This window comes from Metaclostridioides mangenotii (assembly GCF_018917235.1).
In the GTDB taxonomy this organism is placed as follows: domain Bacteria; phylum Bacillota; class Clostridia; order Peptostreptococcales; family Peptostreptococcaceae; genus Metaclostridioides.
The window spans coordinates 602097-615782 of record NZ_JAHLOF010000001.1 but is presented as its reverse complement, the minus strand read 5'-3'; the positions used below and the strand labels follow the sequence as shown (position 1 = coordinate 615782).

Genomic DNA, 13686 nt, shown 5'->3' with positions numbered 1-13686 from the left:
CACACTATATACAAAGGAGTTGAGATAATGGAAGAAAGTTTACTTAGTTCCACGGTATTTAGACAATCGTTACTGGTTTCAGTAGTAATAGGTATTTTATGTAGAGGATTAGTTTTGGTGGTAAAAAACAAGCAATATCCATCTAGACCTCAGGACTATTTAGAACAAATTATATCTTCTGGGCTATCGGCAGCACTTGGAGCAATTGTACTACCAGCTATTTTAGACAAAGAATACGCAGCACTTACTTTTTTTGCTATAGCGATTCAACAGTTTCAAGGACTTGCAGATCAAGAAAGAATCACTCTAAAAAATACTGATAGTGAAGAGGTAGTTCCAAAAGGCGATGCATATGTAGAAGAAATTGCATCGACATATGAGTCTAGGAGTTATATAAGTTTATTCTCTGCACTAGCTGCATCTGTTGCATATATAGGAGTTTTTAGAAGGTTTGATGCTGGATTTTTAGTTTGTACTGTTTCAGCGATAATTGCAGGAGTAATAGTAGGTTTAATATTTAGAAAATATCTAAAGAGAAAGAGTGTTGGAGATATAGCTAATGTAGTTCCAGCTAATATTGTATTAGATGGTCCACTTCTTAAAGTAAATGATACAGTCATTACCAATTTAGGTCTTGATGACTCGAAAAAAAAATATATTGAAAAAGGACTTGCAATAGAAATTAAACCGATAAGTAAAGAGATGTTTGGAATTATAAATGATCTTGGTCAGAGACAAGCTATAATACATAATATGTATATTCACCTAGGCATTGATAAAGATACCGATGAATTTGATATTGTAGCATTGTCAAAAGTGGATACTAAGAATAAGACGATAGTTATTCCTTATGTTCCAATTTTAAAAGATATTGACGTAATGATAAATTCAGCGAAAAGTACTCCTATTTTAGAAATATCTAAAGCAAAACAAGGATATCTAAAGAAACAGATAAAACAGTATTAAACTTGATTTGAAAGGTTAATGTTAAAAATAATAATTAGGAGTGATTAAATGGATTTAGCATTTTATGTAGGCGTATGTGTAGGTATAATATCTAGAATTATAATGCTCAATACAGATCAAAACCAGTATCCAACTTATCCGAATATATTGATCTCACAATTGATACTGGCTTTTGTAGCTTCATCACTTGGAGCATTACTTGTTCCGGCTCTAGTTGCTAGATCATATACATCAATTACGTTTTTATCTCTAGCTGCAGAACAATTTAGACAAGTAAGGGCAAATAGACGAAATACACTACAAAATATTGAAGCTAACCAGTTAGTAAAACGCGGAGAAGCTTTAATTGAAGAAATAGCAAGAGCCTTTGAAGTTAGAAACTACATGTGTATAATTACATCTTTTTTAACTGTCGGGCTTAATAGACTTATAACGGTAGAAACTGGGATTAATGATATGGTTAGTCTTATAATAAGCACTATTGCTGGATTAGTATTAGCATTTGGTCTGAAAAAACTATTAACTAGAGAGAGTATTGGTGATGTCGCAGATGTTGTTCCTGTTCCAATAACATTTAAAGATGAATCGATTTTGTGTGTTGGAGATGTAAAAGGTATAACAAATGTAGGTCTAAAACAAGATCGAGATGTGTATATTAATAAAGGTATAGGAATAGAAATTATTCCTAAAGACAGTGATTATTCAAATGCAGGTATAATTTATAATTTAGGCCAACGTCAAGCTATTGCATTCAATCTTTATTCAAGGCTTGGGAGGTATGGAGACACTGATGACCCTGCATTTACACCTCTACTTAGAAGAAACCCCAAAAAAGAGAGTTTAGTTCTCGCTTATATTCCTGATTATGGAGGTTTAGAAGAGGTAATTCAAGCAGTGAAATCCTGCCCAATACTAGAAACAGCTAAAGGAAAAAATCTATCTCTAAAAAATTACAAAATAGGGACTTTGGATAAGGAGGTAAATTAGATGGCCGAAAATGTAGGTTTTAATGAATACACACTCGCTATAATAACTACTGATAAAGAAATGAAAGTTAGTGGAGGTTGTCCTATTTTCTATGCAAAGGATGAAAATGAACTTCAAAACAAAGCGATGTTAATTTCAAAATGTGTTGGAGGAATGGTTCACGATATGACAAATGGGACTTTGATTGTTGTAAAACATTAGTTATAATAATTAGGTTGTATATTAGTGGGTATTACGTTTAATATACAGCCTAATTTTATTTATATCAAACTATTATAAAAATGTTGTTTTCAATACTTAGCTCTAGTTGACGTAAAATAATGAAGTATGATAACATTAAAAGATATGTATAAAAAGAGTGGTGAATAAGATGGAAGTAAACGTAAAAAACGCTAATAATATTATAAATAAGGTGTATGACGGCAGTATAGCAGAAGAATTAGGTATTGAAATTGGAGATTTACTTGTATCTATAAACGACCAACCAATACGTGATATAATAGAATATAGATTTCTATTAAGTGAGGAATATTTAGAGGTCGAGATTGAAAATAAATATGGAGAAATGTATTTATATGAGATAGAAAAAGACTACGATGAAGATTTAGGTATAGAATTTTCCAATCCAATCATTGATATGGCAAAGAGTTGCAGAAATAAATGTATGTTCTGCTTCGTGGATCAATTGCCTGATGGGATGAGGGAGACTTTGTATTTTAAAGATGATGATTCGAGACTTTCATTTTTACAGGGAAATTTTGTTACTCTAACAAATATGAGCGAAGATGATATAGACAATATCATTAAATACAGGATTAGTCCTATAAATATCTCTGTTCATACAACGAATCCAGAACTAAGACAAAAAATGATAAGTAATAAGTTTGCTGGTAAGGTATATAGCATAATGAAAAGATTGGCAGAGGCGGAGATTACGATGAACTGCCAAGTTGTTTTATGTCCGGGTATAAACGATGGTGAGGAATTAAGAAGGACTGTATACGATTTGATAAAATTATACCCATATGTAAACAGCATAGCAGTTGTACCAGTAGGTGTTACTAGATACAGAGACAATCTACCAAATCTTGAAATATTCGATAAAGAGAGGGCAAATAGTACAATAAATCAAATACATAAAATTCAGGAAGAATTGTTAGAGAAATTAGGGACAAGGTTTGTATTCTTATCAGATGAGTTTTATATAGTTGCTGATAGAGACATGTTAGACTATGATGACTACGAGGGATTTTTACAATTTGAAGATGGAGTTGGTATGATCAGAAAAATGGGTACAGAAGTTAAAGAATACCTAAATGCACTGCCTTCTAATAAAACAGTAAAAGAGAAAAAAGTCTCAATAGCAACCGGCCATTCTGCTTATGAATTTATGAAGGATTTAGCTGAGTTGGTTATGGAGAAGTATCCGAGTATAGATATTCACGTCTTAGAAATAAAAAACAAGTTTTGGGGTGAAACTATTACTGTATCAGGTCTAATAACTGCAAAAGATATAGTTGAGCAGTTAGGTGACGAAAATCTAGGTGAGGCTTTATATATTACTAGAAGTATGTTAAAAGCTGATGAAGAAATATTTTTAGATAATATTACATTAGAAGAATTACAAGACATTATGAAAATAAAAATTATTCCATGTTTAAACGAGGGTAAAGATTTTGTAGATAAAATTCTTATATAATCCTATTTAAATATGAACAAAGGAGATAAACATATGAACGTAAGTAGACCGATTGTCGCAATAGTTGGTAGGCCAAATGTTGGTAAATCGACGATATTCAACAAGTTTGCGGGCAAAAGAATTTCAATAGTTGAAAATACACCAGGTGTAACTAGAGATAGAATTTTTGCAGAGGTAGAGTGGCTTGATAAATACTTTACTCTTATTGATACAGGAGGTATAGAGCCTGAGAGTGAAGATATCATATTATCACAGATGAGAGATCAAGCAATGCTTGCTATGGATATGGCACACGTTATTTTATTCATAGTTGATGGAAAAACAGGGCTTACTCCAGCAGACAAAGAAATTGCACAAATTCTTAGAAAAACTAAAAAACCAGTTATATTGGTAGTAAATAAAATAGATAGCCAGAGTCAAATCAACAATATATACGATTTCTACGAGTTAGGATTTGGTAATCCGTTTTCGGTTTCTGGAGCAAATAGTATGGGACTTGGAGACTTATTAGATGAAGTAGTTGAAAATTTCCCAGCAGGACTTGATACGGAGTACGACGAAGATATTATAAAGGTTGCCATAACTGGTAAGCCAAATGCAGGAAAGAGTTCAATCCTTAACAACATACTTGGAGAAGATCGTGTTATAGTTAGTTCAATAGCAGGGACAACTAGAGATGCAGTAGACACTTACTTTGAAAAAAATGATCAGAAATTTTTACTTATCGATACAGCTGGGATCAGAAGAAAGAGTAAAATATATGAAAAAATAGAAAAATACAGCGTTATAAGGGCAATGAGTGCTGTTGACAGAGCAGATGTAGTATTAATTGTCATAGATGCTATTGAAGGTCCTACTGAGCAAGATACAAAGGTTGCAGGAATAGCGCACGATGAAGGAAAAGCTTGTATATTTGTAATAAATAAATGGGATCTACTAGAAAAAGACAATAAAACAATGAGTAACTATCAAATAGATATAAGACAAAAATTCCCATTTATGATGTATGCGCCGATAGTATTTGTATCAGCAAAAACGAATCAAAGAATGAATAAAATACTAGATACAGTAATATATGTATCTAATGAACATTCAAAGAGAATGTCTACATCAGCTCTTAACGATGTTATAGGCGAAGCTGTAATGTTAAATCAGCCACCATCAGACAAAGGTAAAAGACTAAAGATTTACTATGGGACTCAGACCGATGTTAGACCTCCAAAGATAACACTGTTTATAAACGATAAGGACTTAACTCACTTCTCTTACCAGAGATATCTTGAAAATAAAATAAGAGAAAACTTTGGTTTTGAAGGAACGACAATAAGATTTGAGTATAAGCAAAAGGCTAAAAAATAATGTTTAGTATAGCCTAAGGAGGTACAAAAGTGGTTACAATTAGTTATATTGCAATTGCAATAATTGCATATCTTTTAGGAAATATTTCAACTTCTTATATAATTGCAAAGAGGATTTCGGGAGTTGATATAAGGACACAAGGTTCAGGAAATGCAGGTTCTACAAATGTACTAAGAACTATGGGAAAAAGAGCTGGAGCCGCTACATTTATTGGAGATTTGCTAAAGGGAACAATATCTGTTCTAATTGGACAGCTTATTGCTAACTTTATAGGTATTGACAGAACTATTGCTGGTTATGTTGCAGTCATATTTGTAGTAGTAGGCCACAATTGGCCAGCCTTTCTTGGTTTTAAAGGGGGGAAAGGTGTTGCTACTTCTCTTGGTGCAATGATGGCTATCAACCCAGTAATCGCACTTTCTTGTCTAGGGATATTTATAATTGTTGTTGCAGTTACTAAATATGTTTCTCTAGGATCAGTTGTTGGTATTGCTTTTTCTGTACCATTTATGCTGTTAAGTAAGAATAGGGTGGGTGCAGTTGTTGCATTATTCTTAACTGTCTCTGTAATTTATACGCATAGAGCGAATCTAAAAAGACTTATTAAAGGTGAAGAAAATAAAGTTGGAAGTAAAAAAGAATAGTTAAAATTAGGGGTGTTTGATGTGGAAAAGGTATGTGTATTAGGTGCAGGTAGCTGGGGAAGTGCATTAGCTCTAGTTCTTGCAAATAAAGGTTATAAAGTATGTATGTGGACTAGAAACTCAGATCAGGCTGAAGAGATTAACAGTACTAGAGAGAACACTGCTTATCTTCCAGGGATAATATTTCCTGAAAATTTAAACATGACAGCAAATATAAAAGAAGCAATACATGGTTGTAATATGATCGTGTCAGCAGTTCCATCTCAAGCTTTTAGAGGAATTTGTAAGAGTTTAAAGGGTATATTGAGCGAAGATCAAATTGTCATCAATGTGGCCAAAGGATTAGAAAAAGGAACAGGACTAAGACTTTCTGAAGTATTCAAAGAAGAGCTTCCAAATAACCATTATGTAGTATTATCTGGACCTTCTCATGCTGAAGAAGTTGCAAAAGATATACCAACTACAGTAGTGGTTGCATCTGAAGATATAAAGATAGCTGAAAGAGTTCAGGATCTATTTATGGCTCAGGCATTTAGAGTATATACAAATCCTGATATAGTAGGTGTTGAACTTGGAGGGGCATTTAAAAATATAATAGCTTTTGGCGCTGGAATATGTGATGGTATTGGCTATGGTGATAACGCTAAAGCAGCACTTATGACTAGAGGCATAAGCGAAATGAGCAGACTAGGAGTAGCTATGGGTGCAAATATGACTACATTTGCAGGCCTTTCTGGAATTGGAGACCTTATAGTTACATGTACAAGTATGCACAGTAGGAATAGAAGAGCAGGAATTTTAATCGGTCAAGGAAATAGCCTTCAGGAGACATTAGACGAAGTTAAGATGGTAGTAGAAGGAATAACTGCTACTGAAGTAGCCTACGAAGTAGCTAAAAAGCTAGGAGTAGATGTACCGATTACTAATGCGATTTATGCTGTATTAGATGAAGGTAAAGACCCAAAAGAAGTTGGGATCGAGCTTATGGTCAGACAAAAGAAACATGAAATGGAAGAGATTATAAGTATATAATTAATTAAAAAAGATGGAATGTTTATCATTTAGTTTTAATGTATCAAAGACTATATAGTATTTTGACACTTTAAAATTAAAAGATACATTCCATTTTTTAGATTATAAAGCACTAGCTTATTTTATATTTTTATTTATTTTATAACTCAATAATATTTATTTTATATATTTTCATATAAAAAAGGCATTATTACAGATACCAAGTTTTCTAATCCAATTTGATCTTCTTCAGTAAATCTAGAAAATCTTGTAGAATCAATATCTAAAACACCTTTTACTTCGCCATTAAAAACTAATGGAATTACTAGTTCAGCATTACTTGCACTGTCGCATGCGATATGCCCAGGAAAAGCGTGGACATCATTTATACGCTGTGTTTGTTTTGTCTGTACACAAGTGCCACATACGCCTTTTCCAATTTCTATTTTTGTACATGCAACTTTCCCTTGGAAAGGTCCAAGTACTAATTTATTATTTTTTACAAAATAAAAGCCAATCCAATTAATGTCTTCAATCAATTCATATAGTAAAGCAGATATATTTGCAGTATTTGCAATTAAATCTTGTTCATTTTCTAATAACGCAATAGCCTGATTCGCAAGCAGTTTATAATTCATAATAACACCTCCTAGTATCTTATTTTAATAGAGAAAATAAATGGTGTAAAGGAGTTTGTCATGGTTTTTATTGGTTGTTATAAAACTTGATTGTATTATTATTAAAGAATAACTTATAAAAACAATAAAAAAAAGCCGAAAACCTTGACAAAGGATTTCAGCGTAAACATCTGGTGCCCCAGAGAGGATTTGAACCTCCGACACCCGCCTTAGGAGGGCGGTGCTCTATCCAGCTGAGCTACTGAGACAAATATAATATTTAGTTAAATATATTGCTACACTCAGCTAGTAATCGATTGCTTTTTCCAACTGATCTACGAGCGTATATTAAGTTCTGTACTACATTTTATAAACTACTGTATATATATTATACATAAAATACGACAAATTTTCTATTGTAATTACTCCAAATAGTGCACGGGAATTTGCTAAAATAAAAGGTACTAAATAGCATATCAGTAATAGAAAGTTTAAATGTTATTTCAAAGAGAGTATTATTCATTTTAAAAAATAACTCATTATTTTCCCAAGTTACACTTTCCAAGTAATTTATATCTTCAACTGTTAAAATTGAATTTACTTTTTTCTTTTCTTCAGCGTTTAACTTACTATAATAAAAATCAACATAACTATTTTCCATAGTATTTTCAGCTATCTTATTTAGTAAAAATTCTTTTAAATCTTTTTCGCTACCTTCTTTATAATAAAAGTTATAGTTTTCAAAACCATCATTGATATTATCTATGTATAGACATTGTCTATCTTTTAATTCCTGAAGGTCCAGGGATACAGGTTTTTCGTATTTCTGCATATGGTTATCACCTCGTTATTCTTAATTTTCAATGCAAACGCAATCAGCTATTTTCTAATAAACCTATCTATAAATCTATAATACTGATGAGTAAATAGTCCGAATACAACTCCGTACAAAGTGAAAAATAGTTGATTATAGCTATAAAGTTCTGGTAATAAATACTGCATTATATTCAATGTTAGTATTGCAAAATTAGCTAACACTAACACAGAAATAATTCTTCTAAGCATACTATTTGTCCTCCTATACTTTAATTATAACTAATTTTGGAAATAAATATAGCCCCTAACAGAATTATGGGATATTTTCTGGTTATAATAAATCTAAGCTTTACCTATTCATATACATCAAATAATTAAAATCTCAAATCTATTAAATAAAATAAATATTTTAATTTGAATTTAGTGTTAATATTTTAGTTTTATAAATAATAAGATTAGAATAATTAACAATTATAATTTTAGCTTATATTACTTTTGCATTCTTTTAATAAATTTAGTTTATGTGAATTTTACAAGGGTATATACATTGTTATAAAATGAAAATTTAAGTTATATGAAAAGGAGAATTAATTATGAATAATATATTTGATCTTAGTGGAAAAGTAGCTGTTATAACTGGAGCATCTTCAGGTCTTGGGGTTCAATTTACTAAAGCCCTTGCAGGGCAAGGTGCAGATGTAGCAATACTTGCAAGGAGAAAAGAAAAATTAGATGAATTATCGAAGGAAATAGTTTCAACTGGTAGAAAGTGTCTAGCTATTAAGTGTGATATTACTAATGAAGTAGAAGTGATTAATGCTGTTAAAGAAATTAAAGATTATTATGGAAAAATAGATATACTAGTAAATAATGCTGGTGTTGCAAATGCAAAGAAAGCTGAAGAGCAGACTTTAGAGGAGTGGAATAGAGTAGTGGATGCGAATCTTACTGGTGTCTATTTGATGGCTAGAGAAGTAGGAAAAGTTATGATAGAAAATAAATATGGTAAGATAATAAATTTAGGTTCTATTCACAGTAATTTAGCGATAGGTACTAATACAATATCTTCTTATTGTGCAACTAAAGGTGCAGTTCAAATGCTTACAAAATCATTAGCATCTGAATGGGCTAAACATAATATAACGGTCAATGCTATAGGTCCAGCTTATTTTGAGTCAGAAATGACTAAGCAAGCAGTTGAAAATAATGCTTTTAATGAGTTCGTTAAATTTAGAAGTCCAATGGGTAGAATCGGAAAGCCAGGTGAATTAAATGGAGCACTTATTTACTTTGCTTCTGATGCTTCAAGTTATACAACAGGACAGCTTTTAAATGTAGATGGCGGCTGGAATACTATATAGGATATATGAGAAATAATTGAGGTTTGATAGGTGGTAAATAAAAATAGCGGTATTTAATTGACAATTCACTACCACAGCTTATGAAAAAGGCTGTAACTGTAGTCAACATTGTCAAATTAAATACCGCTATTTTTATAACCATCAACTGAATGATATTTTTATATATCGGCAATCGACTCAAATTAGTTTCTAATAGTAGTAAAGGTATAAATATAAGGTCAAAATTAATTATATCAATAAATAGTTCTATCATTTGTTAGTTAGACTTTTTTATTTAAACTAATAAATAGCCGAGTAGTTAAATTAAATGACCTGTTATGCTTGTTAAATGACCAGTTTTACAAAATAAAACAAAATATAGAAAATGTAAAGTATAATTGGATTGCTAGTATATTTTATTTTACATTCTACATAAATACTAATCTTTTAATTCTGTCATGAAGTATAAAATATACAAGTGTAAGAAATTACGTTTATAAACTTTTATAGACGATATTATACTTGTATTAATTTAGTTGATTTTTTGACAATATTCTAGATATTTTTCTCCGACCTTATAAAATTTTCAATAAAAGAAAACCTTAAAATAAAGACATTAGAACTAAATTAATATTTGTGAACATATGGAGGTGAAAATGTGTAGCGAATATTATTAAAAGTACAAATTTGACATCAAGGACATAACAAAATTAAAAATTTTAAAGGAGATGAAGTTTAAATGATTAAAAAAAATTTAGCTATTTTAACATTAACAGGTTTAACTTTTAATTTTTTAGCACCAACAATAAGTTATGCAGATAGTCAAACAAACACAGACTTACAAAAAACATATAGTATTACCTCAGATGCAGATTTAAAAAACGTATTAAAAGGTGTTTCAGACGAGTATAGTGTAAAACACAACTCTGATCAATACGAATTAGTTAAAAAAGAAAAAGATGATTTAGGATTTACTCATTATACTTTAAGACCTAAGGTTGATGGATATTTCGCTGAAAAGTCGGAAGTTAAAATACATACAAATGAATCCGGAAAGGTTGTTTTCATAAATGGAGATCTAGAACAGGGTAAACTTGAAGTCAAAAACAAGACTTTAATAGATAAGAATAAAGCCATTGACTTGGCCTTTAAATCAATAGAAAAATCACGTGATGAGGTCAAAAACTTATCAGGTACGGATGTTATAAAGGGAGCCGAAGTTGTTGTTGATGAAGAAAGTAACAGAGCAGTTTATAGTTTGGAAATAATTTATAGTTTACCTGAACCGGCTCATTGGATAATTAAAGTAGACGCAGAAAATGGTAAGATAGTAGATAAACAAAATCGCTTAGAAGAAGCTACGATAGCAACTGGTTCTGGAATAGGTTCAAATGGGAAGGTAAAGTCTCCTTTAAACTTGACAGAAGAGAGTGGTAACTTCTATTTATTAGATAAAACTCAAAAAGGTGCTATAGGTACTATAGGCTTTAAATATTTTGGAGAAAATAGTATAGTGGGTAGTATTATTTCTAATACATTAAATACATTTAACGATAAGAATTTTAATGCAGGAGTAGATGCTCATTATTATACAAATCAAGTATATAAATATTATAAAGATGTGCATAATAGGGAAAGTTATGATGGAAAAGGAGCAGATATATATTCTTATGTAAACGTACCTAACCCAGAAACTGGTGGAAATTGGAGTAATGCTGCATGGACTGGAGCAGAAATGATTTATGGTGATGGTAATCCAAAAACAGAATATCCTTTTACAGCTGCTAATGATGTTGTAGCTCATGAAATTACACATGGAGTTACATCTTCTACAGCTGACTTAGTTTATGAATTCCAGCCAGGAGCGTTGAATGAATCTTTTTCAGATGTGTTTGGCTACTTTGTAGACCATGAAGATTGGACAATGGGCGAGGATTTATATAAAGCACCTAATACGGCTATGAGAAGTTTAAAAGAGCCTAGAAAGTATAATCAACCAGACCATATGAGAAATTATCTAAATCTAAATATAAATACTGATCATGGTGGAGTTCACATTAATAGTGGTATTCCTAATAAAGCTGCTTATAATACTATAACTAAATTAGGAAAAGAAAAATCAGAACAAATATATTACAGAGCTCTAACAAAATATTTAACAAAACAGTCAGATTTCTCTGAAGCTAGTCAAGCATTAATTCAATCTGCAAAAGATCTTTATGGGACAAATGAAGCGTCAATTGTTAAACAAGCATGGAGTTCAGTTGGCGTATATTAATATAGTAGTATATAAAACTATATTATCGAATAACTGGGAATCTTAGATTCAATGAATTTAAGATTGTATACAGTATTTTTAATACAGTATACAAAAATTATAAAATATGAATCAATATAAGATTTATACTAGTTTATTAGTAAATATAGATCCCTTAACTATTGGAGTTTATAAAAATGTTTTTTGGAGATATATTACAATTTAAAATGAAATAAAGTTAGAAATATATATTCAGGATAAAATGGTTGCTTTGAAATTTAAGCAACCATTTTTGTTGTGCTGCACACTTTAGATGGAGTTAGTAAAATACATAATATCAGAGTCACAATATATTAAAAAAACTGTAATATTAAATCTTACATACAAATATACTTTAATAAGATTAAATGCATGGAGGAGATAATATGAATAATAATATATACGAAGACATTGCTAAAAGAACACAAGGTGATATCTACATAGGTGTTGTCGGCCCTGTTAGAACAGGGAAATCTACGTTTATTAGAAAGTTTATGGAAAAGCTGGTTCTTCCAAATATCGATAATGAGTTTAAAAGAGAACGTACTAGAGATGAAATTCCTCAAAGTGGATCAGGTAAGACTATAATGACTGTTGAGCCTAAGTTTATTCCTGCAGATGGTGTGGAAATAAAGATTAGAGATACAATGTCTTTTAATGTTAGAATGGTTGATTGTGTTGGTTACATAGTAGATGGTGCTCTTGGTCATGAGGAGGGTGGAAAACAGAGACTTGTATCTACTCCTTGGTCACAAGAAGCTATGAGTTTTGAAAAAGCAGCTGAGATTGGAACAAGAAAAGTAATAAAAGATCACTCGACTATTGGAATAGTCGTTCTGACTGATGGATCTGTTACTGGCATTGAAAGAGATAATTATCTTGAAGCTGAGGAGAGAGTTATTAAAGAATTAAGATCACTTGATAAGCCTTTTGCTGTAGTTTTAAATACACTCAATCCTAATAGCGACGAGACAGATATGCTTAGAAAAGAACTTGAAGAAAAATACAAAGTACCAATTATGCCACTTAATGTTATAGAAATGGAAGATAAGGAAATTGAAAATGTTATGGAAGCAGTTTTAAATGATTTCCCTATAACTGAAATAAGAATAAATCTTCCTAAATGGATTGAAGGATTAGAAAAAGATCATTGGGTAAAAAGTGAGATCATCAGTTCGCTAAAACAAAATATAGATGATATAAATAAGATAAGAGATATAAATGGAATTATGAATGGTTTTGGAGAGTTAGACTTTTTAAATAGTCCTGGGGTAGATAATGTCAAGCTTGGTGAGGGTGTTGTAAATATAGATTTAGAGGCTAAACAAGATTTATTTTACAATGTTCTTGAAGAAAAGAGTGGATTTAAAATTGATGGAGATTATCAGCTATTGAGTCTTATTAGTAAACTTTCTAAAATTAAAAACGAATACGATAAAATCGAGAGTGCCCTTATAGATGCTAAGGTTGGCGGTTATGGTGTTGTTGCTCCGTCTCTAGATGAACTTAGTTTAGAGGAACCAGAGATCATGAAACAGGGTAAACAATACGGTATAAAACTTAAGGCGAACGCTCCATCTCTTCACATTATTAAAGCAGATATTTCTACAGAGGTTTCTCCTATAGTAGGAAACCAAAATCAAGGTGAAGAAATGATTAAATACTTACTTGATGTATTTGAGCAAAATCCAAGTGATTTATGGGAGTCAAATATGTTTGGTAAATCCCTAAATGATCTTGTCAAAGAACAGTTACAGAGCAAGCTTTATACAATGCCTGAAGAGATTAGATTTAAAATGCAAAAAACTCTACAAAAAATTGTTAATGAAGGTAGTTCAAATATTATAACTATAATACTTTAATTGTCGATTGTTGTAGAAATGACATACCTTGATTTTTTGTGTAAACCTCCTAATTGGTGTAAAATGTAATTATACTAATTGGGAGGTTG

Annotated in this window: 13 protein-coding genes and 1 tRNA gene; 10 read left to right on the top strand and 4 right to left on the bottom strand. The window is 31.1% G+C overall.

Annotated elements, in window-relative coordinates; genetic code table 11:
- Positions 1–27: 27 nt before the first annotated feature.
- The 7 genes from KQI18_RS02910 (at position 28) to KQI18_RS02880 (ending at position 6687) form a co-directional block, all read left to right on the top strand.
- Positions 28–966: a YIEGIA domain-containing protein gene (locus KQI18_RS02910; RefSeq protein ID WP_216466138.1), complete on the top strand. Its 939-nt coding sequence runs from the start codon at positions 28–30 to the stop codon at positions 964–966.
- A 48-nt stretch (positions 967–1014) separates the two neighbouring features.
- Positions 1015–1953 (top strand): YIEGIA domain-containing protein, encoded by a 939-nt coding sequence (locus KQI18_RS02905; protein ID WP_216466137.1) that lies wholly within the window; start codon positions 1015–1017, stop codon positions 1951–1953.
- Positions 1954–2154 carry a capping complex subunit for YIEGIA gene (locus KQI18_RS02900; protein ID WP_216466136.1) on the top strand — a complete coding sequence of 67 codons (201 nt, stop codon included), beginning with the start codon at positions 1954–1956 and terminating at the stop codon, positions 2152–2154.
- Between the two features lie 169 nt (positions 2155–2323).
- A complete protein-coding gene (locus KQI18_RS02895; protein ID WP_216466135.1) occupies positions 2324–3652 on the top strand; it encodes a DUF512 domain-containing protein in 1329 nt (442 codons plus the stop codon).
- 33 nt (positions 3653–3685) lie between these two features.
- Positions 3686–5011, top strand: a complete 1326-nt coding sequence (der, locus tag KQI18_RS02890) for a ribosome biogenesis GTPase Der (protein ID WP_216466134.1) — start codon at positions 3686–3688, stop codon at positions 5009–5011.
- A gap of 29 nt (positions 5012–5040) precedes the next feature.
- Positions 5041–5655, top strand: coding sequence for a glycerol-3-phosphate 1-O-acyltransferase PlsY (plsY, locus tag KQI18_RS02885; protein ID WP_216466133.1), 615 nt, complete (start codon positions 5041–5043; stop codon positions 5653–5655).
- A 21-nt stretch (positions 5656–5676) separates the two neighbouring features.
- Positions 5677–6687 (top strand): NAD(P)H-dependent glycerol-3-phosphate dehydrogenase, encoded by a 1011-nt coding sequence (locus KQI18_RS02880; protein ID WP_216466132.1) that lies wholly within the window; start codon positions 5677–5679, stop codon positions 6685–6687.
- Positions 6688–6848: 161 nt separating this feature from the next.
- Here the strand turns inward: KQI18_RS02880 and KQI18_RS02875 are convergent, their stop codons facing one another.
- The 4 genes from KQI18_RS02875 to KQI18_RS02860 all read right to left on the bottom strand — a co-directional run bounded on the left by KQI18_RS02875 (position 6849) and on the right by KQI18_RS02860 (position 8348).
- On the bottom strand, positions 6849–7304 hold the full coding sequence (locus KQI18_RS02875) for a GAF domain-containing protein (protein ID WP_216466131.1): 456 nt from the start codon (positions 7302–7304) through the stop codon (positions 6849–6851).
- A 171-nt stretch (positions 7305–7475) separates the two neighbouring features.
- Positions 7476–7552, bottom strand: a tRNA-Arg gene (locus KQI18_RS02870).
- Positions 7553–7671: 119 nt separating this feature from the next.
- Positions 7672–8115 (bottom strand): hypothetical protein, encoded by a 444-nt coding sequence (locus KQI18_RS02865; protein ID WP_216466130.1) that lies wholly within the window; start codon positions 8113–8115, stop codon positions 7672–7674.
- A gap of 47 nt (positions 8116–8162) precedes the next feature.
- Positions 8163–8348, bottom strand: a complete 186-nt coding sequence (locus KQI18_RS02860) for a hypothetical protein (protein ID WP_216466129.1) — start codon at positions 8346–8348, stop codon at positions 8163–8165.
- A gap of 344 nt (positions 8349–8692) precedes the next feature.
- On the opposite strand from KQI18_RS02860, the gene KQI18_RS02855 reads away from it, so the two are divergent.
- From KQI18_RS02855 to spoIVA, 3 genes are all read left to right on the top strand, one after another.
- The gene (locus KQI18_RS02855) at positions 8693–9460 is read left to right on the top strand and encodes an SDR family oxidoreductase (protein WP_216466128.1); all 768 of its coding nucleotides are present in this window, start codon (positions 8693–8695) and stop codon (positions 9458–9460) included.
- A 718-nt stretch (positions 9461–10178) separates the two neighbouring features.
- On the top strand, positions 10179–11717 hold the full coding sequence (locus tag KQI18_RS02850; RefSeq protein ID WP_216466127.1) for a M4 family metallopeptidase: 1539 nt from the start codon (positions 10179–10181) through the stop codon (positions 11715–11717).
- Between the two features lie 404 nt (positions 11718–12121).
- A complete protein-coding gene (gene spoIVA / locus KQI18_RS02845) occupies positions 12122–13597 on the top strand; it encodes a stage IV sporulation protein A (RefSeq protein WP_216466126.1) in 1476 nt (491 codons plus the stop codon).
- Positions 13598–13686 lie beyond the last annotated feature (89 nt).

Excerpts from the sequence above, each read along its gene's own strand:
- KQI18_RS02910 (WP_216466138.1), top strand. The coding sequence starts at position 28 with ATGGAAGAAAGTTTACTTAGTTCCACGGTATTTAGACAATCGTTACTG.
- KQI18_RS02905 (WP_216466137.1), top strand. The coding sequence starts at position 1,015 with ATGGATTTAGCATTTTATGTAGGCGTATGTGTAGGTATAATATCTAGA.
- KQI18_RS02900 (WP_216466136.1), top strand. The coding sequence starts at position 1,954 with ATGGCCGAAAATGTAGGTTTTAATGAATACACACTCGCTATAATAACT.
- KQI18_RS02895 (WP_216466135.1), top strand. The coding sequence starts at position 2,324 with ATGGAAGTAAACGTAAAAAACGCTAATAATATTATAAATAAGGTGTAT.
- der (WP_216466134.1), top strand. The coding sequence starts at position 3,686 with ATGAACGTAAGTAGACCGATTGTCGCAATAGTTGGTAGGCCAAATGTT.
- KQI18_RS02875 (WP_216466131.1), bottom strand. The coding sequence starts at position 7,304 with ATGAATTATAAACTGCTTGCGAATCAGGCTATTGCGTTATTAGAAAAT.
- KQI18_RS02865 (WP_216466130.1), bottom strand. The coding sequence starts at position 8,115 with ATGCAGAAATACGAAAAACCTGTATCCCTGGACCTTCAGGAATTAAAA.
- KQI18_RS02860 (WP_216466129.1), bottom strand. The coding sequence starts at position 8,348 with ATGCTTAGAAGAATTATTTCTGTGTTAGTGTTAGCTAATTTTGCAATA.
- KQI18_RS02855 (WP_216466128.1), top strand. The coding sequence starts at position 8,693 with ATGAATAATATATTTGATCTTAGTGGAAAAGTAGCTGTTATAACTGGA.
- KQI18_RS02850 (WP_216466127.1), top strand. The coding sequence starts at position 10,179 with ATGATTAAAAAAAATTTAGCTATTTTAACATTAACAGGTTTAACTTTT.
- spoIVA (WP_216466126.1), top strand. The coding sequence starts at position 12,122 with ATGAATAATAATATATACGAAGACATTGCTAAAAGAACACAAGGTGAT.